The 23,954-nt window shown below is 68.7% G+C and carries 11 protein-coding genes and 3 tRNA genes; 11 read left to right on the plus strand and 3 right to left on the minus strand.

Features of this window, described 5'->3' with window-relative positions:
- From HNV26_RS06755 to HNV26_RS06780, 6 genes are all read left to right on the plus strand, one after another.
- Positions 1–1,941: a S1 RNA-binding domain-containing protein gene (locus HNV26_RS06755; protein ID WP_171439644.1), complete on the plus strand. Its 1,941-nt coding sequence runs from the start codon at positions 1–3 to the stop codon at positions 1,939–1,941.
- 101 nt (positions 1,942–2,042) lie between these two features.
- Positions 2,043–2,116: transfer RNA gene (locus HNV26_RS06760), tRNA-Met, on the plus strand.
- Between the two features lie 67 nt (positions 2,117–2,183).
- Positions 2,184–2,257: transfer RNA gene (locus HNV26_RS06765), tRNA-Met, on the plus strand.
- Between the two features lie 35 nt (positions 2,258–2,292).
- Positions 2,293–2,366: transfer RNA gene (locus HNV26_RS06770), tRNA-Met, on the plus strand.
- 220 nt (positions 2,367–2,586) lie between these two features.
- A complete protein-coding gene (locus HNV26_RS06775) occupies positions 2,587–3,531 on the plus strand; it encodes an aromatic alcohol reductase (protein ID WP_171439643.1) in 945 nt (314 codons plus the stop codon).
- 602 nt (positions 3,532–4,133) lie between these two features.
- On the plus strand, positions 4,134–9,476 hold the full coding sequence (locus tag HNV26_RS06780) for a myxosortase-dependent M36 family metallopeptidase (protein WP_171439642.1): 5,343 nt from the start codon (positions 4,134–4,136) through the stop codon (positions 9,474–9,476).
- Positions 9,477–9,647: 171 nt separating this feature from the next.
- Here the strand turns inward: HNV26_RS06780 and HNV26_RS06785 are convergent, their stop codons facing one another.
- Complete coding sequence (locus HNV26_RS06785) at positions 9,648–10,706, minus strand: patatin-like phospholipase family protein (RefSeq protein WP_171439641.1); 1,059 nt, start codon at positions 10,704–10,706, stop codon at positions 9,648–9,650.
- Between the two features lie 78 nt (positions 10,707–10,784).
- On the opposite strand from HNV26_RS06785, the gene HNV26_RS06790 reads away from it, so the two are divergent.
- A complete protein-coding gene (locus tag HNV26_RS06790) occupies positions 10,785–12,464 on the plus strand; it encodes an amidase (RefSeq protein ID WP_171439640.1) in 1,680 nt (559 codons plus the stop codon).
- Between the two features lies 1 nt (position 12,465).
- Here the strand turns inward: HNV26_RS06790 and HNV26_RS06795 are convergent, their stop codons facing one another.
- Both HNV26_RS06795 and HNV26_RS06800 read right to left on the minus strand, forming a co-directional pair.
- Positions 12,466–12,843 (minus strand): DUF1330 domain-containing protein, encoded by a 378-nt coding sequence (locus HNV26_RS06795; protein ID WP_171439639.1) that lies wholly within the window; start codon positions 12,841–12,843, stop codon positions 12,466–12,468.
- A gap of 26 nt (positions 12,844–12,869) precedes the next feature.
- Positions 12,870–13,595, minus strand: a complete 726-nt coding sequence (locus HNV26_RS06800; RefSeq protein WP_171439638.1) for a 2OG-Fe(II) oxygenase — start codon at positions 13,593–13,595, stop codon at positions 12,870–12,872.
- A 106-nt stretch (positions 13,596–13,701) separates the two neighbouring features.
- Here HNV26_RS06800 and HNV26_RS06805 point away from each other — a divergent pair, with 106 nt between their 5' ends.
- From HNV26_RS06805 to HNV26_RS06820, 4 genes are all read left to right on the plus strand, one after another.
- The gene (locus HNV26_RS06805) at positions 13,702–14,742 is read left to right on the plus strand and encodes a methyltransferase (protein WP_253816301.1); all 1,041 of its coding nucleotides are present in this window, start codon (positions 13,702–13,704) and stop codon (positions 14,740–14,742) included.
- Positions 14,743–15,084: 342 nt separating this feature from the next.
- Positions 15,085–15,960, plus strand: coding sequence for a hypothetical protein (locus HNV26_RS06810; RefSeq protein ID WP_171439637.1), 876 nt, complete (start codon positions 15,085–15,087; stop codon positions 15,958–15,960).
- A 114-nt stretch (positions 15,961–16,074) separates the two neighbouring features.
- Positions 16,075–18,237, plus strand: a complete 2,163-nt coding sequence (locus HNV26_RS06815) for a hypothetical protein (protein WP_171439636.1) — start codon at positions 16,075–16,077, stop codon at positions 18,235–18,237.
- A gap of 142 nt (positions 18,238–18,379) precedes the next feature.
- Entirely contained in the window at positions 18,380–23,947 is a 5,568-nt protein-coding gene (locus tag HNV26_RS06820; RefSeq protein ID WP_171439635.1) for a DNA repair ATPase, read from the plus strand.
- The last annotated feature ends 7 nt before the right edge of the window (positions 23,948–23,954 follow it).

The following is a 23,954-nucleotide window of genomic DNA, read 5'->3' on the forward strand; positions in this document are numbered from 1 at the left end:
ATGGGTCCCAAGAAGCCGAAGGCCACCTTCGGTGACGTGATGCTCGGCATCCCTTCCGGGGGAGCTCGCAGCGAGGGCGGTCGGGGCGAACAGCGTGGCGGTGGCCGAGGCGGCGAGCGCAGCGGCGGTGGCCGCGGTGAGCGCGAGCCCCAGCCGCGTCCGGCGGGTGGTGCGCCGCGCGACGATCGGGGGCCCCGTGGCGGGAGCGAGCGCCGTGGCGGTGGCGACCGTCGTCCGTCGGGCCCCATGGTCGTCGTGAAGCGGGCGTCGGGTGCCATCGAGACGCGCGGCCCGGTGGGGGAGGCTCCCGCCGAGGCGACCGCGACGGCCGAGGCGACGACCGCCGCCGCCGAATCCTCCGCCGCGACGCCGGCCCCCACGCCGCGTCCGGTCACGCCGACGCCGGCGCCGACCAGCGCGCTGTATGAGGAAGTTCCCGAGGCGCAGTCCTTCGCCGAGATGTTCGAGGCGCAGGCCAAGGAGGGTGGAACGCCCAGCCGCAAGGGCCTGCGCGTGGGCGAGAAGGTCCGTGGCACCATCTTCCAGCTCGGCGCGGATACCGCGTTCGTGTCCGTGGAAGGCGCTGCCAAGAGCGAGGCGATGATCGAGCTTCGCGAGCTGAAGGACGACGAGGGCATCCTGCGTTTCGGCGTGGGAGACACCATCGACGCGCACGTGGTGGAGGTGGGGGCCAAGGGCATCCTGCTCAGCCGCGCGCTGGCCAAGGGCAGCGCGAACCTGGCCCTGCTGGCCGAGGCCCGCGCTTCCGGCATGCCCGTCGAGGGCATGGTGCTGAGCGTGAACAAGGGCGGTGTGGAGGTCGCCATCGGTGACATCCGCGCGTTCTGCCCCATCAGCCAACTGGACCTGCGCTACGTGGAGAAGCCGGACCAGTTCATCGGCGAGAAGCTCCAGTTCCGCGTGAGCGAGGTCCGCGAGCGCAACGTCGTGTTGTCGCGCCGCTCGCTGCTGGAGGACGAGCAGCGGCAGCTGGCCGCGGAGACGCGCAAGAACCTGGCCCAGGGCAAGATCGTCAAGGGCAAGGTCACCGGCGTGCGCGACTTCGGCGTGTTCGTGGACCTGGGCGGCGTGGAGGGCATGATTCCCGTCTCCGAGCTTTCGTACACCCGCGTCGGTCACCCGAGCGACGTGGTGAAGGTCGGCGATGACGTCGAGGTCGAGATCCTTCGCATGGAGGCCGGCCAGCCCAACTCGCCGGACAAGTCCAAGCAGAAGGAGCGCATCACGCTGTCCATGCGCTCGCGCCAGGAGGATCCGTTCCAGAAGGCGCTATCCGAAATCAAGGAAGGCGACCGCCTCCAGGGCAAGGTCGTCCGCCTGCAGCAGTTCGGCGCCTTCGTGGAGCTGCGTCCGGGCGTGGACGGTCTGGTCCACATCTCCGCGCTCAGCGACCGCCGCATCGCGCACCCGCGCGACGTCGTGAAGGAAGGGGAGATCATCTGGGTGTCGGTGGAGAAGATCGACACGCAGGAGAAGCGCATCGGCCTGCGCCGCATCTCGGAGGAAGAGGCGCAGCGTCCTCCCGAGGAGCGCACGGCGCCCGCCGCGGAAGCCGCCGCTCCGGCGCAGCCCGCCGCGCCCCGTCCCAAGGTGGGCCAGGTCGTCATGGGCAAGGTGGACCGCATCGAGCCGTACGGCGTGTTCCTCGCGTTCCCGGGCGGCAAGGGCTTGCTGCCCGCCAGCGAGACGGGCACCGAGCGTGGCACCGACCTGCGCAAGCACTACTCGCTGGGCCAGGAGGTGAAGGTGGCCATCCTGGACATCGACGCGTCCGGGAAGATCCGCCTGTCCGTCACCGCCGCCATCCGCGCGGAGGAGCGCGCCGAGGTGGAGGCCTGGCAGAAGACGCAGCAGCCGCAGGGCGCGGGCAAGAAGGGCTTCGGCACCTTCGCGGATCTGCTCAGCAAGGCGCGCAAGTAATTCCCTGTCTCCAGCGCTGACTTCGTTGATGTGGTCAGCGCTGGAGAAAGGTGTTGACGCTACAGGCGAGGGACGGTACTTACCGCCTCGCCTCTCTCTGCCGCGGGGTGGAGCAGCCTGGTAGCTCGTCGGGCTCATAACCCGAAGGTCGCAGGTTCAAATCCTGCCCCCGCAACTCGTTGTTTTTCGAAACCTGGCTGGAGTCGCAGTCTGGTTTCGAGTAGTTGAGTCTCAAGACATGTCGCGGGGTGGAGCAGCCTGGTAGCTCGTCGGGCTCATAACCCGAAGGTCGCAGGTTCAAATCCTGCCCCCGCAACTCGTTGCACGTTGAGTCGCTGAACCCAAACATGTCGCGGGGTGGAGCAGCCTGGTAGCTCGTCGGGCTCATAACCCGAAGGTCGCAGGTTCAAATCCTGCCCCCGCAACTCAAGTCGGCCCGGTCATTCTCATGGAATGGCCGGGCCGATTTCTTTTGCACGTCTCGACACTGCGACCGTCCTCCGGCGCGGCTGCACTGCGTCCAGCCGAGCGCGTCGTGTTCGCTGGTGAAGGCGTACCCGGCACCACGGTCCATCTTCCTCGTAGGGGATTGCTCCCCACCGGTGATGCGCGGCTCACGCTGCCGACAACGACGAGGAGGAGTCCATGGACGCCGACATCACGCATGTCCTGCTGGTTGGGGGTACGGGGCGTTTTGGCGGCAGGTTGGCGTCGGCGCTGCTGGCGCGTCCCGGCATTCACCTGCACGTGTTGGTACGTCCGGGCGCGCGTAGCGACGCGCTGGTGAGCCTGGCGGAGCATGGGGTGACGTTGGTGAGCGGGACGCTGGATGACATGCGCTCGCTGGATACGGCCTTGGAGGGCGTGGACGCGGTGGTCTCCGCCGTGAGCGGGCCACCCGAAGTTCAAGTGGAAGGGCAGCTCCGGTTGCTGGACTCCGCGCGGCGGCATGGCGTCATCCGCTTCATCCCTTCGGACTACTCACTGGACTACACCGACGCGGACGCGGGGGACGCCTTCATGGATGCGCACCGCCGTGTCGCGGACGCCGTGGTGAAGAGTGGCGTGCCGTACAGCTTCGTCCTGTGCGGCGCGTTCATGGAGACGGCGCTGTCGCCGCAGGCGCAGGTGTTCGACTTCGAGCGCGGCGTTGTCTCGTACTGGGGCACGGGAGACGAGCCCTTCGACGTCACCGCGATGGCGGATGCGGCGCGATGGGTGGCGGAGGTCGTGGTGGATCCCCACGCCGCATGCCGGCGGTTGGAGTTCGTGGGGGACGTGGCGACGGTGAATGACGTGGCCGCCCTGTACGAAGCGCTGACCAGTCAGCGCCTGCGTCGTCTGTGCAGGGGAAGCGTGGAGGACCTTCGGCGGCAGCTCATGCGCGCGCGGCCCGAAGGCGTGTCCGTCCAGGTGTCTTCCGCGCAGCTGAGTCTGCTCGCTCAGCTTGCGGGGACGGGGAGACTGCGCGAACCGGCGAATGCCGAGTACCCGCAGCTCCGGCCCATGACGCTGCGCGACTTCCTTGAAGCACGGTGGTTGCTGTCGACATCCGCGCGGGCGACGTTGCCACTCGCTTCACAGCCGTAGCCCGCGCGCATCGCGGACACTCGGTGGTGTCAGCGCGCCTCGACGGTGGTGCGCTGCGGGCTCGGGTCGCACGCCAGCAGGGCGCACTGCGTCGCTGGCGCGCACTGAACATCACGGCAGCGCAGCTGTCCCCAGGGGTAGCCACGGGATGTGGCCGCGCTGTTTTTCTCCCCGGTGGCGGATTGCGCCGCGCTTCCTGAGTCCTTCGCGCCTCCGTTGCCGCGCGGCATGGACTCAGGTGTCGAGCCACCCAGGGCCATGGTGGCTTCGGCGCCCGGGAACGGGCGTTCCGCGGTTCCCAGGCACCCAGTCGCGCCAGGCACAAGTGCCCCAAACACCACTCCCCGGGCCCCTGCGCGTCCATAACCCGCGCTCATGGCTCCCCCATGTTCGACGCAACCTGCCGTAATTGCGGAATTCTGCGCTCCGTTGGAAAAAATGCGGCGTGTCGCCTTTTAACTTACATCCGATCGGGCACTAATCTCATCGCCAGGTGACAATTTGTCACTTGGTCGCCTTCTGAGCGTGACTGGGAGTTTCGGCGATGGGGCCGGAACCTTGGACCCAGGCTGTAAGGAGGGCGACTACCCCCGCCGTCGTAAATGGAGTTTCCCCACGTGAGAAGGTTGGTTGCCACGCTGTCCGGGCTTGCCCTGGTACTGTCCGGTACCAGTTCCGTCGCCCGGACGCTGCCGAACTATGATGCCCTCCAGGACGCGAAGCCCGCGGGTCGTGCCACCGCGGGATTCAAGCCGGTCAACAGCAGCCTGAAGGGGGCGCGGGTCGCCCACAAGGACTCGCTGACCGGTTCCCCGACGTTCGTCTGGACGCACCCGACCGCGGAGCAGACGAAGCGCCGCGGCGAGTACGCGAAGATGTCTCCCGCCAAGGCGGCGCTGGCGCAGATTTCTGCCCACGCTCCGCTCTACGGTCTCGCTTCGTTTGAGGCCGCGGGCGCGACGGTCACCAACGTCAGCACCAACACGCAGGGCGTGAAGGTCGTGACGCTGGCCCAGGAGTCCTCGGGAATCGAGGTCTTCCGCCAGTCGCTGAAGGTGCTGCTGAACAAGCACAATCAGGTGGTTGCCCTCTCCGGCAGCCTCTCCAAGCACGGTTCCGCGGAGATGCCCAGGGGCAAGGCGCGCTTCACCGTGCCCGCGACCGAGGCGATCGCCGTGGCCTACAAGGACCTCACGGGCGCCGCGCTGGATCGCAACCTGCTCACCCGCGTGAGCGACGCGAAGAGGGGCGACAAGTACTCGCACTACACGCTGGCCAGCTACGCGCGTCCGCTCGAGGAGGGGTTTGTCATCCCCGCCCGCGCGAAGCAGGTCTACTTCCCGCTGCCTGGCAAGCTGGTCCCCGCGTACTACGTGGAGATCAACACGGGCCGCGCGAACAGCCTGGACTCGGACTACTTCGCGTACGTCATCTCCGCCACCGACGGTCAGTTGCTGATGCGCAACGACCTGACGGCGCACGCGGAGTTCAGCTACCGCGTGTTCTCGGACACGACGCCGCCGTACACCCCGCACGACGGTCCGATTGGCAGCGGTGGTACGCCGCACCCGACCGGCAACCCGGACGGGTACCAGTCGCCGTACGTTCCGGCGAACCTGATCACCCTCGAGAGCCTCCCGTTCAGCCGGAACGATCCCTGGCTGCCGGACGGCGCGACGGAGACCACGGGCAACAACGTGGACGCGTACGCGGACATCACCGAGCCGGACTACTTCAACCCCGGTGACCTCCGCGCTTCCGTCACGGCTCCGGGCGTGTTCGACCGGGCGATTGACTTCGGCATCCAGCCGAACGCCAACAACGAGCAGATCGCCGCGGCGACGACGAGCCTGTTCTTCCTGAACAACTGGCTCCACGACTGGTACTACGACGCCGGGTTCGACGAGGCCTCCGGCAACGCCCAGCATGACAACTTCGGGCGTGGCGGCGTGGGCGGTGATCGTCTGCACGCGCAGGCGCAGGACCACAGCGGCACCGACAACGCCAACATGCGCACGCCGGCGGACGGTGCGTCGCCGCGCATGCAGATGTACCTGTTCTCCGGCCCGCGCAACTCGCGCCTGACGGCGAACGCTCCGGCGCAGGTCGCGGGTGACTACCAGGGCGGCGTCTCGTCTTCCTTCGGTCCGCAGACCTTCGAGGTCACCGGGGACGTGGTGGCGGCGCTCGACGCGGCCAACGCCGAAGGGCCGACTGACAGTGACGGCTGCACCGCGCTGACCAACGCGGCCGAGGTCGCTGGCAAGATCGCCATCATCAACCGCGGCACCTGCGGTTTCGTCGCGAAGGTGACCAACGCGCAGAACGCGGGCGCCATCGGCGTCATCATCCACGACAACGTCGCGGGGCCCACGATCGACCTGGGCGGCGACTCCACCGACATCACCATCCCCACGCTCCGCGTGAGCCTGGCTGATGGCAACGTGCTGCGCAGCGGCATGCCGGCGCTCAACGTCACCCTGTGGCGTGGCCCGACCGCGTGGATCGACGGCACCATCGACAACGCCATCGTGGCGCACGAGTGGGGCCACTACATCAGCAACCGCCTCATCGGGAACGCGTCCGGTCTGGTGAACAACCAGGGGCGCTCGATGGGCGAGGGCTGGGGTGACTTCACCGCCCTGCTGATGATGGTTCGCGCCGAGGACATCAACGTCCCGTCCAACGCGAACTGGAACGGCGCCTACGCCGCCGCGGGCTACGCCACGCGCGCGGACGCGGACTCCGAGTTCTTCGGTATCCGCCGTGGCACGTACTCGTCGGACCAGACCAAGAACGCGCTGTCGTTCCGTCACATCATGGACGGCGTGGCGCTGCCCACGGGCGTGCCGTTCAACGGAAACACGGGTCTGCCGAACTCGCAGGTCCACAACTCCGGTGAGATCTGGGCGACGATGCTGTGGGAGTGCTACACGTCGCTGCTCCGCGCGCATCCGTTCCAGGAGGCGCAGAACCGGATGAAGAGCTACCTGGTCAACGGGTACAAGCTCACGCCGTCCGCCCCCACGTACCTGGAGGCGCGTGACGCCGTCATCGCGGCGGCCTTCGCCAACGACCCGGCGGACGCCGAGCGGTTCTGGGCGGCCTTCGCCAAGCGCGGCGCGGGCGTCGGTGCCCAGGCTCCGGACCGCTACTCCACGAACCACGCCGGTGTCGTGGAGAGCTTCGAGGTCGGCTCGGCCGTTCAGATCGTGTCGGCCGAGTTCATCGAAGACATCGAGTCTGGCGCGTGCGACTTCGACGGCATCCTGGACAACGGTGAGACGGGCCGCATCGAGGTCACCGTGCGCAACGCGGGCTCGCAGCCTGCGTCCGCCGCCAGCGTCAACCTGTCCTCCGCCTTCTCGGGGCTCTCGTTCGGCAACGGTGGCCAGGCGAGCTTCCCGGTCATCCCCGTGTTCGGTGAGGCCAAGGTCTCCATCCCGGTCTCGCTCACGGGCGCGACGGGGCAGCAGGAGGTGGCCATCGACATCGCGGCGCGTGATGCGGGCCAGGCGATCCCCGGCGACGTCACGGACAGCATCGTCCTCACGACGCACTTCGACGAGCGTTTGAACTCCTCCAACATCGAGGACGTTCAGATCACCCCGTCCAAGCTGCCTTGGGAAAACGAGTACGACGAGGCCCTGACCCCGGCCGCGTTCAGCGTGGTCACGTTCGCGGACGGCAACCGCACGTTCTACGCGGAGAACACCGCTTCCTACGCCGACGTTCGCCTCATCTCGCCGGAGCTGCACGTCAGCGAGACCGAGCCCTTCGTGATCAACTTCATGCACGCTTGGGACTTCGAGGATGACTACGACGGCGCCACGGTCGAAATCTCCGAGGACGGTGGCCAGACCTGGGTGGACATCGGCGAGCCGATCCACAACTCGGTTCTTGAGACCTACCCGGGCAACCTGAACCCGCTGGCTGGCAAGCCCGCGCTGTCCGGCTTCAACCCTGAGTTCCCGGGCATGCTCCCCGCGACCATCGACCTGGGCACGGCCTACGCCGGCAAGACGGTGCAGGTCCGCTTCCGCGTCGGTACGGACGAGAGCGGCGGCTACACGGGCTGGCTGCTGGACGACCTCGAGTTCAACGGCATCACGAACACCCCGTTCGCCAGCATCGCGGCTGAGGATGGCGTCTGTGTGAACCCCTGGCCCATCGCCAACGCCGGCCCGGACCGGTCCATCGCGCCGGGTGAACTGGTGAGCCTCTACGGTTCGGCGGCCGATCCGGAGGGCCAGCCGGTGACCTTCTCGTGGGCGCAGACGTCGGGCCCCGCGGTCACCCTGGCGGGTGCCGACACCCTGACGCCGTCGTTCATGGGGCCGCAGGTCACCGCGTCCACCGCGCTGGTGTTCACGCTGACTGTCTCCGATGGCCTCAAGACGTCCACGGACTCGGTGACCGTGACGGTGGCGCCCCCCAACAATCCGCCCACCGTGAACGCGGGCCTCGACGGCATGGTCGAGGAGCGCGCTGAGTACACGCTGAGCGGCTCCGCCAGCGACGCGGACGGCCATACCCTCACGTACCTGTGGACCCAGGTCTCCGGTACGCCGGTGGCGGTGAAGGACTACACCACGCCGACGGCGACGTTCATCGCGCCCGAAGTCACGGTGGATGACACGCTGGTCTTCCGTCTGACGGTCAGCGACGGCATCGCCACGGCGAACGACACGGTCACCGTGACGGTCACCAACGCGAACCGCGCGCCCATCGTCTCCGACACGTCCGTGGCCTTCGCCGCGGGCACTGTCACCGTGACGGCCTCCGCGGTCGACCCGGATGGTGATGCGGTCAGCTACAGCTGGGAGCAGACGGGTGGTTCGACGGTCGCCATCAATGGCGCCGACACGTCCGCCATCTCCTTCGCCACCCCGGTCCCGGGCTCGTACGAGTTCACCGTGACGGCGACGGACGGCTCGGCCTCTGCCTCCAAGGCGGTGCCGGTGACCATCATCGATGGTTCTCTGCCGGCGAACTCGGCGCCGACCGTGAACGCGGGTATCGACGCCACGGCGAACGCTGGCGACACCGTGGCGCTCAGCGGCTCCGCGAGCGACGCCGAGGGTGACACGCTGACGTACCAGTGGGAGCAGATCGGTGGCACGCAGGTGACCCTGACGGGTGCCGACACCCTGACGCCGTCGTTCACCGCGCCGAGCACGGCCAACGGTGACACGCTGGGCTTCATCCTGACGGTCAGCGATGGCACCTCGACCACCAGCGACGTCGTGCGCGTCGTCGTGGCGGCGGACCCGGGGGCCAACCCGAGCAACACTGCTCCGGAAGCGGACGCGGGCGAGTCGGCCATCGTGGCGGAGGGCGCCACCGTGACGCTCAACGGCACGGCGACCGACGCTGACGGTGACACGCTCGTCATCGTCTGGACGCAGATCGGCGGCACGCCCGTGACGCTGTCTGACGCGTCCTCGCTGACGCCGACGTTCACCGCCCCGGCCTCCTCTGAGCCGCTGACCTTCCTCCTGCTGGTCAACGACGGTACGGCGACTGTCGTCGACGTGACGTCCATCAGCGTGACCGAGGAGAACGTCGCGCCGGTGGCGACCGCTCGCGCGGTGCTCTCTGGCAACCAGACGTCGGCCACGCTCGACGGCTCGGCTTCCAGCGACGCGAACGGTGATGTGCTGACGTTCCAGTGGACGCAGGTCTCCGGCCCGAACGCGACCATCTCCGGCGCGGACCAGGCGGTTGCGGTCGTCAACCTCCCTGACCTCGACGACAAGACGGCGTCGTTCTCGTTCCGCCTGACGGTGAAGGATGCCGCGGGCGCCGAGAGCAGCACCACCGTGCAGTTCTCCGCCCGCAACGGCGGTGACAGCGGTGGCTGCTCCGCGACGGGCGCGGGGGCTCCGGTCGGCATGATCGGCCTGGCGCTGCTCGGCCTGCTGCGCCGCCGTCGTCTGAACTGAGACGCGCGGGTCCTCCTCCTGCCTCTGGGTGGGAGGAGGCCTCCGCGGGGCCCGGATGAAGTGAGTGTCCGGGCGTCGCGGAACGCCGACTGAAGATGCACTTCCTGGCGGCCGGCTCCCGGATTCAAGGGGGCCGGCCGTCGACTTTTCCGGGCCGAGGGGCCGCGGACCTCAGAGGGGCCGCACGTGCTCCACGAGGCGTCCGGTGACCACCAACTCGTGCAACTCGTCGCCCATGCGCTCGCTCTCGGAGACCACCTGATTCCAGGCGCGCATGCGCTCGGCGTCCTTCATCCGTTCGAAGTCGACCCGGTCTGGGATCCGGCCGCCAGGAAGCCGGGCCACCAACTCCGGAGACGGGGCGATGAGCAGCGCCCGGCGGAAGTTCTGGGGCCGTGCCCGCCGCCACCGCAGCGACTTGTCGAACCAGCCCGGTACCACGTACGGGTAGAAGTGCGGGTACAACACCAGGCCCGTGCCCGGGCCGAAGTCCAGGTCCAGGTGATAGTCGACCACGCCGCCGTCGCGAAACACGCCCGTGGGCGCGCCGGGAATCCGCACGCCGCTGAAGAGCAGGGGGATGGAGCCTGACGCCAGCAGCGCCAGCCGCAGGTTCTCCCGCGTCAGTGGCAGGTGGATGGAGGGCAGGTCCTTGAGCCCGGCGAAGGGGCTGGTGTCCCCGGCCGTGTGGAAGATGACGCGCTCCATGTGGAGCCCCAGCGTCCGTCGGCTGACCAGGTTGCCGAGGGCGCAGAGCACGAGCCCGAAGAGCTGCGCCTGTGGGCCTTCCATTCCCACCGCCCCCCGGCACAGCGCGGTGACGACATGCAGCCGTGCCCAGGGGTGGCCCAGAATCTCCGCTTCACCGTCCTCGCCCAGCAGCGCATCCAGGATGCGCTCGCAGGTCTCGCTCACCTGGGTGGGCGAGGGCTTGGGCGGATAGCGTTGGTCGATGTACGCCGCCTCGAAGCGGCGCAAGGCCAGCACCGGGTCCTTCTGGGCCAGGCAGGCGAGCCGCCAGCTTCCAATGGAACTGCCGATGAGGTGGAGGGGACGCGATCGGTTCTGGAAGAGGCTGGCGAAGAGCACCCGGTCCAGTCCCGCCAGCACCAGCCACTTCGGACCGCCGGAGGCGCCGGGGACGACGTCCACGTCGTCTCCGCGCAAGCCTCGTTCGCGAATGAGCCGGAGCGCGTCCGGACCGGCCAGGAGCGTGAGGTGGGAGGCCATATCGACCCGCCAACCTAACGAAGCCCCACCGGGGTTGCGACTCTTCGCGTGCCGCCGGGGTGCTGTAGCCTCCCCTCCATGAAGAAGACCGCAGCCGCTCCCGGCTCCTCGGCGGGCCTCAGCCGCCGCACCCTCCTGCGCGGAACGGCCGCTGCCACGGCGCTCGCCTCGCTGGAGGTCCCCGCCCATGCGGCGCCGACGCCCGCGCGGCCCTTCGAACTGGCCGAGGCCACCGTGGTGGACCTCCAGGCCGCGATGAAGGCAGGCGAGCTCACCGCGCAAGGCCTCGCGGAGCGCTACCTCGCGCGCATCGCCGACTGGGACTCGTGCGGGCGCCTGCCGCTGCGCTCCGTCATCGAGCTGAACCCGGACGCGCTCGCCACGGCCGCCGCGCTCGACCAGGAGCGCCGCGAGAAGGGCGCCCGGGGCCCGCTGCACGGTATCCCGGTGCTCCTCAAGGACAACATCGCCACCGCGGACCGGATGCAGACGACGGCGGGTTCCCTGGCGTTGGTGGGCGCGCGGCCGCCTCGGGACGCGTTCATCGTGGAGCGCCTGCGCGCCGCGGGCGCGGTCATCCTGGGCAAGACGAACCTGAGCGAGTGGGCCAACTTCCGCTCCACGCGCTCGGCCAGCGGCTGGAGCGCGCGAGGGGGCCAGACGCGCAACCCGTATGCGCTCGACAGGACGCCTTCGGGTTCCAGTTCGGGGGCGGGCGCGGCCACGGCGGCCAACTTCTGCGCCGTGTCCGTGGGCACGGAGACGGATGGTTCCATCGTGTCGCCCGCGGCGGCCAGCGCGTTGGTGGGGCTCAAGCCGACGGTGGGGCTGGTGAGCCGCTCCGGCATCATCCCCATCTCCCACAGCCAGGACACGGCCGGGCCCATGACGCGCACCGTGGCGGATGCCGCGGCGCTGCTGAGCGTGCTCGCGGGCGTGGACCCTTCGGACGCGGCGACGGCGGTGAGCCGGGGCAAGGCCCATGCGGACTACACCCGGTTCCTCGACGTGGATGGGCTGAAGGGCGCTCGCATCGGCGTGCCCCGGGAGCGCTTCTTCGGCTACCACCCGGCCACCGACGCGCTCGTTGACGAGGCCCTGGCCCTGATGAAGTCCCACGGCGCCATCCTCGTGGACCCGGCGCCGATTCCCGCGGTGGCGCAGGTGGACGCCCCCGAGTTGGAGGTCCTCCTCTACGAGTTCAAGGCGGGGCTGGAGGCCTACCTTGCGACGTTGGAGGAGGGGATGGCCCCACGCACACTCGCGGAGCTCATCCGCTACAACGAAGCGCACGCGCCGTCGGAGCTGCCGTACTTCGGCCAGGAGCTCTTCCACATGGCTCAGGCCAAGGGGCCCCTGACGGACAGGGCCTATCTCAAGGCCCTCCAGGCCTGCCGCCGGCTGTCGCGCGCGCAGGGGCTGGACGCGGTGATGAAGAAGCACAAGTTGGATGCGCTGGTCGCGCCGACGCAGGCGCCCGTGGGGCTCATCGACCCCATCAACGGTGACCACTGGCTGGGCGGCAGCTCCACGCCCGCGGCTGTATCAGGCTACCCCTCCATCACCGTGCCCGCGGGGTTCGTGTACGGCTTGCCCGTGGGGCTGTCCTTCATCGGCGCGGCCTGGAGCGAGCCCATCCTCTTGAAGCTGGCTCATGCCTATGAACAGGCGTCGAAGCACCGCCGCCCACCCACCTTCCCGGAGACGGCGGACCTGCGGGTGCCCGCTGGCTCCGGAGGCCCACCCGCGAAGCCCTGACTCAGGGCTCCGGCGACGTGGCCCAGGGCGTGGTGGCCTGGAGCACGGCTTCTTGGAGTGCCTCCGTGCGCAGGTGCGCGATGTGCTGGTACGCCGGGTCCGCCACCATCTGTAGGAAGGCGGCGCGGCTGGGATAGCGGACCAGGAGCACCGCGTCCCACGTCTGTCCGGGCTCGGCCACCAGCGCCGTGGAGCCGTCTCCGGCGTAGAGGGGCTGGGCGCCCACCTTCTGGATGAAGGGCATTACCGCGCTTACATAGGCCTCATAGGACGCGCGGCCGCCTTCCTTGAAGCGCACCAGGTTCAGGATGACCACGGGGCCTCCCGGATCCTCCTGCATGAAGCGCTCAACGTCGGTGGGCTGAGGATCGACGGCCATGGTGCCTCCTCGGTTCGGGATGAAAGCTATTCCAACGTGCCAACGGAGCCGCCACCGGGCTGCTCGCGCTGGTGGTCGAGATACGCGGCGAAGCCTGCCTTGGATTGGATGCGGAAGGCGGAGATTCGGGCGAGCGCCTCGGGCGGGAAGACGTATTGCTCACACACGAGGCTGGCGCGGGTCGCGCCTTCCTGGCTGCCAGTGAAGGGCCGCACCTCGTGTTGGAGGTCGCCGCGGAAGTGCACCAGCAGGCCCTCGCGTGGGCGGATTTCACCCACGGGGGTGTCATTCTGGAGAAGGCGCAGCTCACCCCCCCGGGCGCGCTCGGGGACCTGGAGATACAGCACGCTCACGTGCCGGGGCGTCGCATCGGGGACGCCGCTGGGCTCCTGCAGCGTCGCGTCGATGTGTCGCCCCACGCCGCGCCCCGCATCGAGCAACAAGAGGTTGAGATAGAATGCATTGGGGACGGGCCGCTCCCGCCGCGAACCCCAGAGTCGCTCATGCCAAGGCAACAATCCTGTCGCATGGCTCGGGTCCAGCACGTGGGCCAGGTAGGGCACCAGAAAGGGGAAGCGGGCCTCCAACGTGGCGCGGCCCTCGTGCGTGAAGATGAAGGCAAACCCCCGGCTGGCCTGGAACGTCCCCATCAACGGACTGCGTGCCACGAAGCGCGAGCCGAGCAGGGCGGTCCGCAGCTCATGAAGCGCGCTGCGGGGCAAGGCCTCTCGGCGGGTGATGTATGCGCGCACGGGGAGACTCGGACTTCAGGGTGAATAAGAGAACCGTAGCAGTTTTACAGCCTACCTTATAGGTTGCAGCCTTGCCGATGCTACTCAACTCCTTGGAGACGGACCCATGAGCCAGCAACCTCGAGCCTCGCACGCGCCTCCGCCCGCCGCTCTGCAGATGACGCAAATGGTCTATGGCTTCTGGGTTTCCCGAAGCCTTCAAATCATGGCGGAGCTCGAGCTCGCGGATACCATCGGTGATGCGCCCAAGACGGTCGAGGAGCTCGCCGAGGCGAGTGGGACTCATGCGCCCACGCTGCGCCGGCTGTTGCGGTTGCTCAGCGGCCTGGGTGTGCTCGTGAAGGATGAGTCCACGCAGCGCTGGGCCCTCACGGAGCTGGGCGGAATGCTCCGCAAGGACAACCCCGGATCCGTGTATGGCTCGCTCCGGGCGCATGGACACATCCTGTCGTGGCAGGCGTGGGGAGACCTGGCCACCGCCTTGAAGACGGGCAAGCCCACGGTCGAGAAGTTCATGGGCGACACGTTCTTCAACTACATGACGACGCATCCCGACGTCGCCGCCATCTTCAATGGCAGCATGGCCGCGTACCAGACGCTGAACGCGCCCGCCGTGGTGAACGGATATGACTTCTCCTCCGCGCGCAGCATTGTCGACGTGGGCGGCGGTACGGGCATGCTGCTGACGCACATCCTCAAGGCCAACCCCGGCGTCCGCGGCACCGTCTTCGAAATGCCACACGTGGCGGAGGAAGCCCGCGAGCGAATCGCCGAGCAGGGGCTGTCGCCGCGGTGTGACGTCGTCGCTGGTGACTTCTTCGAGCGCATCGTTCCCGAAGGCAAGGACGTCTACATCCTGTCGCAGATCCTCCATGACTGGGATGACGAGCAGAGCCTGCGCATCCTCAAGGGCATCCGCGCGGCGATGCGTCCCGACTCGCGGTTGCTCATCGTGGAGACGGTGCTGCCCGGCGACAACGTGCCCCACTTCGGCAACCTCTACGACCTGGCCATGCTCGTGCTCGTGGGCGGCCGGGAGCGCACGGGGCCGGAGTACACGGCGCTCTTGGAGAAGGCGGGGCTGAGGCTGTCCAACGTCTTCCCGACGACGATGCCGCCCAGCGTCGTCGAAGCCGTGGTGGCCTGAGCCACCCATGGTCGCCGTGAGGCGGGGGCTCAGTGGCCTGCCCGCCTCCGCGGTGTCTCCGGCGCGCTGGGGCCGTGCTCTCGCGCTGGAGCCGCTTGAACTGCGTCTCGGGCCGGGCTGCTGGCCGGGGACGGGACTGCCGGGCTGGTTCCGCGTGAGGGGCATGCGCCTTGCGTCAGGGGAATCCCGCCCACCCCATGTGCGCCGTCCTCCTGTCGTGCTCAGGGTGGGGCCGCGCGGCAACGCAGGTGCCGCCTGGCCGCCCCCCCAGGGATGGGGCAGAAAAGCGCAAGGCGCGTTTTCGACGGGAATGACATTCGATTAGAGTGGTGCGCAAGCCGTATGAGCGCCTTTCTCGACACCATTCTGGCCTTCCCGACCGCCATCTTCACCATCGTCCTCGGCGTGGTGATGACCTACTGGCTGTTCGTCATCGCGGGCGCGGTCGGCATCGACCTGTTCGATGGGGACATCACGCTGGAGTCGGGCGGCAAGGCGCTGAGCGGGGCCATCGAGGGTGGGGGCAAGGCGCTGAGCGGCGCCATCGAGGGCGGTGGCAAGGCATTGGGTGGGGCCATCGAGGGTGGTGGCAAGGCATTGAGCGGGGCCATCGAGGGTGGTGGCAAGGCATTGGGCGGCGCGAAGGCGCTGGGCGCCCATGACTCGGATTTCGACGTCGACGGTGGCGGAGTCCTGGCGGCCATGGGCTTCGCGGGCATCCCCATCACCGTGTCCGTGAGCTTCGTGGTGTTCATCGCCTGGCTCCTGTCGGTGGTGAGCGCGCAGCCGCTGCACGAGGCGCTGGGCGGGATGATGCCGTCGTGGCTGCTGAGCAGCGGGCTGGGGCTGGCGTGCTTCGCGGCGGGGACGGTGACGGCGGGCTTCGCGGTCCGGCCCCTGCGGCCGGTGTTCGTGACCAGGCGCGCCCCGGGGCGCGACGCGCTGATGGGCCGCGTGTGCACCATCTCCAGCGGCAGCGTGACGGCCAAGACGGGCCACGCGACCTTCGAGGACGGCGGCGCGGGCGTCATCCTCAACGTCGTCTGCGCGAAGCCCAATGAACTCAAGCGAGGCCAGCCGGCGCTGATCCTCGCCTACGACGCCGAACGGCGCGTCTACGAAGTGGAGCCGGTCGACTGGCTGCTGCCGGAGGAGATGGAGCAGCTCCAGGATCCGGCCCGCGCAGCGGCGTTGGCTCGCGTGAAGGCACGAGGCTGAGTCTCACCGGTCGCGCCGAGGGGGCGACCGTCACATTCGACGCCGGAGGGCTTTTGCGGGGGATCTCCGGCGCCTGATACAAGGCCCGCTGTCATCATCAATCAGGAAATGGCCATGGACCCCATTACCGCGGTCGCTGCCGGCATCGGTGGCATCATCCTTCTCGGAGGCATCCTCCTCACCATCGTCCGGCTCTACCGGCAGGTGGACCAGGGCAAGGTGCTCATCGTCAACACGCTGAAGAACGAGCCGGTCGTCACCTTCACCGGCGCGGTGGTGTTCCCCATCATCAACCGGGCCGAGGTGATGGACATCTCCTTGAAGACGGTGGAAATCGACCGCCGTGGCAAGGAAGGCCTCATCTGCAGGGACAACATCCGGGGTGACATCAAGGTCACCTTCTTCGTCCGCGTGAACAAGACGCGCGAGGACGTACTGAAGGTGGCGCAGACCATTGGCTGCGCGCGGGCCTCCGACCAGGAGACGCTGGAGAACCTCTTCGAGGCCAAGTTCTCCGAGGCCCTCAAGACGGTGGGCAAGAGCTTCGACTTCGAGGAGCTCTACACCAAGCGCGAGGAGATCAAGGACCAGGTCGTCAACGTCATCGGCCGTGACCTCAGCGGGTACATGCTGGAGGACTGCGCCATCGACTTCCTGGAGCAGACCCCGGTCGAGATGCTGGACAAGGACAACATCCTCGACGCGCAGGGCATCCGGAAGATCACCGAGCTGACGACGAAGCAGAACGTCTTCACCAACGAGCTGCGCCAGGACGAGCGCATGGCCGTCACCAAGCGCAACGTCGAGGCGGATGAGGCCATCTTCGCCCTCGAGCGTCAGCGTGAAGAGGCCGCCGCGAAGCAGAAGCGCGAGATCGACAGCATCCAGGCCCGCGAGACGGCCGAGGCCGAGCGCGTGAAGCAGGAGGAGTACGCCAAGGCTCAGCTGGCGCGCATCAAGGCCGAGGAAGAAATCAACATCAACGAGCAGAACAAGGCCCGGCAGATCGAGGTCGCGCAGAAGAACCGCGAGCGCGTCGTGGGCGTGGAGACCGAGCGCGTGGAGAAGGACCGCGCCCTGGAAGCCATCAACCGCGAGCGTGAGACGGAGCTGCAGCGCATCGCCAAGGAGAAGGCGCTCGAAGGCGAGAAGAAGCTCATCGCCGACGTGGTGCGCGCCCGCATCGCCGTGGAGAAGACGGTGGCGGAGGAGGAGGAGCGCATCAAGGACCTGCGCGTGAAGGCCGAGGCCACCCGCCGCAAGGACGCGCTGCTCATCACCGCCGAGGCGCAGGCGCAGGAGAAGCTGGTCAAGGACATCAAGGCGGCCGAGGCCTCCAACGAGGTGGCCAAGTTCACCGCCAAGGAGAAGCTGACGCTGGCCGAGGCCGAGCTGGAGGCCGCTGACAAGACGGCGAAGGCGAAGGTCCGTCTGGCCGAGGGCGTCCAGGCCGAGGCCGCCGCCGAGGGGCTGGCCGAGGTCCGTGTGAAGGAGGCCGACGCGCAGGCGCAGGAGAAGCTCGGCATGGTCAACGTCCGCGTGAAGGAGGCCGAGGCGGGCGCCATCGAGAAGCAGGGCCACGCGGAGGCGAACATCGTCCGCGAGAAGCTGCTGGCGGAGGCCGCGGGTGCGCAGGAGAAGGGCCTGGCTCAGGCGCGCGTGCTGGAGGCGGAAGCCAGCGCCATCCAGAAGCGCGGCGAGGCGGAGGCCATTGCCACGCGTGAGAAGCAGCTGGCCGAGGCCGCTGCCATCCAGGAGAAGCTGCTGGCCGAGGCCCGCGGTCTGGCGGAGAAGGCCGCGTCCATGAAGCTGATGGACGGCGTCGGCCGCGAGCACGAGGAGTTCCGCCTCAAGCTCAACAAGGAGCGCGACGTGGAGCTGGAGGCCATCCGCGCGAAGAAGGACATCGCGCACGCGCAGGCCGAGGTGCTGGCCAAGGCGTTCGCCAACGCGAAGTTCAACATCGTCGGTGGCGACGGCCAGTTCTTCGAGCGCTTCGTCAAGGCGGTGTCGTTCGGCACCGCGGTGGACGGCGCGCTGGACCACGGCGAGGCGCTGAAGACGGCGCTGGGCGGCTACCTCAACGGCGAGAAGGACCTGCCGGCCGACCTGAAGGAGATTCTCTCCAAGCCGGGCCTGAGCAACGACGCGCAGAACCTGGCCGTGGCCGCGCTGCTGCACAAGATGGCGGCCAGCCCCGTGGCCGCGACCTCCGCCGGCCTCAAGGCGCTGGTGGAAGACGTGGCGCGTCCGGGCACGGTCGACAAGCAGGGCTGACAGTCCCAATGGGCCACCGCCGTGAGCAGGCGGCGGTGGCACGGCCGTAAGACGATCCTCACTCGGGCCTCCCCTCCGGGGTGGCGCCCCTCCGCTCGGGAGGGTGCGGGGGTGGGGGTCTTCGCATTTCCGGTGAACACTCATGGCAACTGACGGTGGCAAGGGCGCGGCGCCCGCGGGCGAGGCGGCGCTGGAAGGCGGCAGCTACGAGGTCATCCGTTCGCGGCTCCTGTCGCAGGCGGATGTGCTGGGCGCGAAGGCGACGGACCTCAACGGGCGGCGCAAGGCGCTCTTCGGTGGGACCGAGCTGACCGTCATCGGCAACGAGCGGGTGCGCACCGAGCACAACTGTGTCCCGTGCGACATCGCCAGCGTCGGCAAGTACCTGCTCTTCGGCTACAACGTCTTCATCGGTCTGAAGCGGGAGACGTCGGTGTCCGACGTGTTCTCCCTGCACAAGTTCGAGAAGACGGCCGACGGGTACGACTTCTCCGCGGTGCCCAGCTCCGAGGCCGGCGGGTTCCTGGCGGACCCGCGCTTCGTGAAGGACTTCGGCGAGCTCTACAAGTACTACAAGGACGCGAAGCTCCTTCAGATTCGCAAGCTGGACTCGCGCCTGCTGGCCGTCTTCCAGACGGGCCAGTCGCTGCGCGACATCAAGGTCTTCCGCTTCAGCCTGGACCTGGAGGGCCGCGCCACCTACCTGGACAACCAGGGCGAGCGCGACCACGTCTTCCCGCCGTCGCACGACTTCGAGTGGACGGTGGCCACGCGGGACAACTACGTCACCGGCCAGCACCCGCACGTCAACGTGCTGGACCAGGTGTTCGTGGAGACGGTGAAGGGCGACCTCACCATCAAGGTGGAGGACAACACCTCCACCGGCATGGGTATCTACAACGAGCCCGTGGACGACCCGGACCAGTCGCTGGACGACGCCGAGTTCGCCTGGGCCCAGGTGGGCACGCTCATCCTGCTGCGGGTGCTGCCGTTCCGGGAGAAGGCGCACCGCTACCTCGTCTTCAACTCGCGCACGCAGCACGTGGTGCGCATCGACGCCATGGGGCAGGCGTGCGTGCGGCTGCCGGAGGACCAGGGCATCGTCTTCCCGGGCGGCTATTACCTCCAGACGGGGGACTTCAAGGTCTTCGACGGCGCCGCGGCGTCGGAAGGCATGGAGTTCAAGCGCGCCATCCGCTCGCCCAACGGCGAGGACGTGCTCTACATCTTCCACCGGCGGACGGACGGCTGCTACGTCCTCTTCCCGTACAACCTGGTGCGCAAGGAGGTGCAGAACCCCCTGGTCGCGCACGGCATGAGCCTGTTCTCCGACGGGCAGCTCGTCATCTTCCGCTCCGCGTCGGATGAGCCCACGCGCGTCCACCCGATGCAGGTGTGGCAGACCCCGTTCGTATCCGCGGAGCACGCGGCGGGGACGCCGCCAGCCCCGGGCTACCTGGGCAAGGTGGGCAACGCGGAGCTGGTGCGCGGCATCTCCGACGCGCTGACGATTCAGCGGATCGCGAAGTCGGAGAAGCCCACCCGGCGCACGTATGAGGACCTGGTGTCCTCGGCCACCCGCGCGCTGGACGCGTACTACTGGCTGGGCCATGAGGAGACGGGCCTCCAGGAACCGGTGGAGACCCTGCGGCGCACCGCCGAGCTCATCATCGATGAGTTCGAGAAGGTGGTCGCGATGCAGAAGCGCGCCACCGAGGCGCTGGCGGCCGCGGAGGTGGAGCAGGAGACGCTCCTGCTGCGTGTCCAGCCAGAGAACCTCACGCACGCGGAAGCCTTCATGCAGGCGCTGGCGGACCTGCGCAAGCAGCGCGGGCACCTGATTACGTTGAAGGACATCCGTTACATGGACCTGGGACGCGTGGACGTCCTGGAGACAGCGGTGGTGGAGGCGTCCGACCGGGTCAGCACGGCCTGCGTGGAGTTCCTCCAGACGGGCGAGGCGCTGGCGCCGCTGGCCTCGCGCCTGGACGAGCTGTTGGCGCAGCTGGAGCCGGTGCAGACGTCCGTGGAGCTGGCGCCCCTGGGCGAGGACGTGGAGCGGACGGCCCACGGCCTGGAGGTCCTGGGCGAGGTCGTTGGTGGTCTCCAGGTCGGTGACCCGCTGGCCCGTGCGCGCATCCTGGAGGGCATCTCCGAGCTGTTCAGCCGCCTCAACCGCGTGCGCGCCAGCCTCGCGGCCAAGCGCAAGGAGCTGTCCGGCCGGGAGAAGCGCGCGGAGTTCGGCGCGCAGTTCAAGCTGCTGGGGCAGAGCATCGAAAGCTCGCTGTCGCAGGCGGACAGTCCGGAGCGCTGCGACGAGGCGATGTCCCGCCTCACCGTTCAGTTGGAGGAGCTGGAGGGCCGCTTCGGCGAGTTCGATGAGTTCCTGGGGCAGATCACCCAGAAGCGCGAGGAGCTGCTGGAGGCTTTTGGCGCGCGCAAGCAGTCATTGTTGGACGAGCGGCAGCGCCGCGCGCAGAGCCTCTTCGGGGCCGCGGAGCGCATCCTCCAGGGCGTGCAGCGCCGGGCCAAGTCCTTCAAGACGGATGACGAGCTCAACGGCTACTACGCCTCCGACGCGATGATCCTCAAGCTGCGCCAGCTGGCCGACCAGCTGATGGAGCTTCAGGACAGCGTCCGCGCGGACGAGGTGATGTCGCGCGTGAAGTCCGCCAAGCAGGACGCGCTGCGCGCCCTCCGGGACCGGCAGGACCTGTTCGCGGATGGCGACAACGTCATCAAGCTGGGGACGTACCGTTTCAACGTCAACACGCAGCCGCTGGACCTGACGCTGCTCCCGCGCGACGGCGAGCTGTACCTCCAGCTCACCGGCACGGACTACGCGCAGAAGGTGGAGGACGCGGAGCTGCTGAAGTACCGCGACCTCTGGGATCAGCACCTGGTCTCCGAGTCGCCGGCCGTCTACCGCTCCGAGTACCTCGCGGGCTGCCTCCTGGCGGATGCGGAGGATGGCAAGCGTGGCCAGTCGCTGGCTGCGCTGCACGAGGCGCTCATCAGCGGCACGCTGCTGGAGAAGGTGCGCGCGTACGCGGCCGACCGCTTCGACGAGGGCTACGAGCGCGGCGTCCATGATGCGGACGCGGTCTCCATCCTGGAGAAGTTGCTGGGCCTGCACCAGGGCGCCGGCCTGTTGCGCTTCGCGCCGGCGCCGCGCGCCTGGGCGGCGCTGTACTGGGCCTTCGACGCGGACGAGGCGGCACGCACCGTGTTCCAGCGGCGCGCGCGCAGCCTGGCGCGGCTGCGCACCACCTTCGCGTCCGGCGGCAGCATGGCGGAGGTGGGCGAGGCCCTGGGCGAGCGCATCGCCACGTTCCTCACCGCGAACGGCCTGGCGCATTCGCCGGCTGAGCCGCGGCAGGCGGGCCGTTACCTCGTCGAGGAGCTGGGCGCGGAGCACCCGCGCTTCACCACCAGCGGCGAGGCGGTGGCGCTGCGGGACGCGTTCCTGCATGAGCTCGACCGGCACGGGACGCGGTCCGCGTTCGAGGACGACCTGCGCGGCCTGGAGAAGGACCTGGGCGCCCGGCTGGAGCTCGCCCGGGTGTGGCTGGACGGCTACCTCGCGCAGCGCGAGGGCGGCCCGGGGGATTCCGTCCACGTGGCGCTGGAGACGGCGGTGCTGCTGCTCACCGGCTCCAAGCTGGACCGCGAGACGGCGGGCGCGCTGACGGCCACCGAGGTCTCCGCGCTGCTGGGCAACCATTCGCGCATCCAGGACCGGAAGCTGCCGCTGCGCCTGGACGAGTTCCTGGCGCGCCTGGGCGAGTTCCGGCAGGTGCGGGTGCCCCAGTACCAGGCGTACCGTGCGCTGCTGAGGGACTTGCTGGAGCGCGAGCGCCGAAAGCTGCGCCTGGAGGAGCTGACGCCGAAGGTGCTGTCGTCCTTCGTGCGCAACCGGCTCATTGACGAGGTGTACCTGCCGCTCATCGGCGCCAACCTGGCGAAGCAGCTGGGCGCTGCGGGCGAGGGCAAGCGCACGGACCGCATGGGCATGTTGCTGCTCATGTCGCCTCCGGGCTACGGCAAGACGACGCTGATGGAGTACGTCGCCAGCCGCCTGGGGCTCACCTTCGTGAAGGTGAACGGCCCGGCGCTGGGGCACTCCGTGAAGTCGCTGGACCCGGCCGAGGCGCCCAACGCCACGTCCCGGCAGGAGGTGGAGCGCATCAACCTGTCCTTCGAGATGGGCAACAACGTGATGCTCTACCTCGACGACATCCAGCACACGGACCCGGAGCTGCTCCAGAAGTTCATCTCTTTGTGCGACGGCCAGCGCCGCGTGGAAGGCGTGTGGAACGGACGGACGCGCACCTATGACTTGCGCGGCAAGAAGTTCTGCGTGGTCATGGCCGGCAACCCGTACACGGAGACGGGTGATCGCTTCCGCATCCCGGACATGCTCGCCAACCGCGCGGACACCTACAACCTGGGTGACATCCTCGACGGCAAGGAGCACCTGTTCGCGCTCAGCTACATCGAGAACGCGCTCACCTCGAACACGGTGACGGCGCCGCTGGCCACGCGCGACCCGGCGGACACGCACCGCCTCATTCGCATGGCGCAGGGCGAGGAGGTCCAGACGGGCGAGCTGAAGCACGGCTATGCGGCGGCGGAGCTCCAGGAAATCATCGCGGTGTTCCAGCGCATGTTCCGGGCCCAGTCGGTGCTGCTGAAGGTGAACCTGCAGTACATCGCCTCGGCGGCGCAGGACGAGCGCTTCCGCTCCGAGCCCGCGTTCAAGTTGCAGGGCAGCTACCGCAACATGAACAAGCTGACGGAGAAGATTGTCTCCGCGATGACCGACGACGAGCTCGAGCGGCTCATCGACGACCACTACCAGGGCGAGTCCCAGACGCTGACGACGGCGGCGGAGCAGAACCTGCTCAAGCTGGCGGAGATGCGCGGGCGCCTGACGCCGGAGAAGGCGAAGCGCTGGGAGGACATCAAGCAGGGCTTCGCGCGCGTGAAGCGCATGGGCGGCAAGGACGACGACCCCGTGGCCCGCGTCACCGGTCAGCTCAGCGGCATCGAGGAGCAGCTGGGCGCGGTGCGCGACGCGGTGGTGCAGGCTGCCAACCACGTCTCCGCCAGCCAGGCGCGTGACGAGCAGCCGGGGCCCGTGGTGGAGGTGCTGCCTCGCCTGGAGTCCCTGCGAGAGGCCGTGCTGGAGGTGGCGCAGGTGGGCCGCGAGTCCGTGAAGGCCGCGAAGGCCATGCCGGCGCCCGTGGTCGCCGCGCCCGTGGCCGCGGGGCCGGACCTGACGCCGTACCTCAAGCACATGGCGCACCTGCTCAAGGCACTGACAGAGCGGGTGGCGGCGCAGGCGGAGCGTCCGCCGGAGCCTCCGGCGGAGTCCGCGCCCACCGTGCGGATGGCGGCACCGATGGCTTCACCCGACTTCGGTGCGTACATGGAGCAGCTCTCCCGCGCCATCACCGCGCTGGCGGAGCGTCCTGTGAATGTGTCCGCCAACGTGCCCGCGGAGGCCTTGCAGCGCACCGCGCTGACGGGGCCCTCACCCGCCGAGTTGAGCCGTCAAATCGAGCTGGTGGAGGGCGTGCTGCTCCCGCTGGAGCGCGCCTCGCGCCGCGCCATCCAGGGCGAGGGCGAGGGCGTCATGAAGTCGCTCCAGGTCTGGCAGAACGTCACCGAGGCCCTGGAGTTGCTGCGCTCCATGCTGCGGCGCTGAACCACGG

Source organism: Myxococcus xanthus, from assembly GCF_013116825.1.
Classification (GTDB): Bacteria; Myxococcota; Myxococcia; order Myxococcales; family Myxococcaceae; genus Myxococcus; species Myxococcus xanthus_B.

What these genes read in the sequence shown, in the direction of transcription:
- HNV26_RS06780 (WP_171439642.1), top strand. Translation starts at nt 4,134, where the DNA reads ATGGAGTTTCCCCACGTGAGAAGGTTGGTTGCCACGCTGTCCGGGCTT.
- HNV26_RS06755 (WP_171439644.1), top strand. Translation starts at nt 1, where the DNA reads ATGGGTCCCAAGAAGCCGAAGGCCACCTTCGGTGACGTGATGCTCGGC.
- HNV26_RS06810 (WP_171439637.1), top strand. Translation starts at nt 15,085, where the DNA reads ATGAGCGCCTTTCTCGACACCATTCTGGCCTTCCCGACCGCCATCTTC.
- HNV26_RS06775 (WP_171439643.1), top strand. Translation starts at nt 2,587, where the DNA reads ATGGACGCCGACATCACGCATGTCCTGCTGGTTGGGGGTACGGGGCGT.
- HNV26_RS06820 (WP_171439635.1), top strand. Translation starts at nt 18,380, where the DNA reads ATGGCAACTGACGGTGGCAAGGGCGCGGCGCCCGCGGGCGAGGCGGCG.
- HNV26_RS06815 (WP_171439636.1), top strand. Translation starts at nt 16,075, where the DNA reads ATGGACCCCATTACCGCGGTCGCTGCCGGCATCGGTGGCATCATCCTT.
- HNV26_RS06805 (WP_253816301.1), top strand. Translation starts at nt 13,702, where the DNA reads ATGAGCCAGCAACCTCGAGCCTCGCACGCGCCTCCGCCCGCCGCTCTG.
- HNV26_RS06785 (WP_171439641.1), bottom strand. Translation starts at nt 10,706, where the DNA reads ATGGCCTCCCACCTCACGCTCCTGGCCGGTCCGGACGCGCTCCGGCTC.
- HNV26_RS06790 (WP_171439640.1), top strand. Translation starts at nt 10,785, where the DNA reads ATGAAGAAGACCGCAGCCGCTCCCGGCTCCTCGGCGGGCCTCAGCCGC.
- HNV26_RS06795 (WP_171439639.1), bottom strand. Translation starts at nt 12,843, where the DNA reads ATGGCCGTCGATCCTCAGCCCACCGACGTTGAGCGCTTCATGCAGGAG.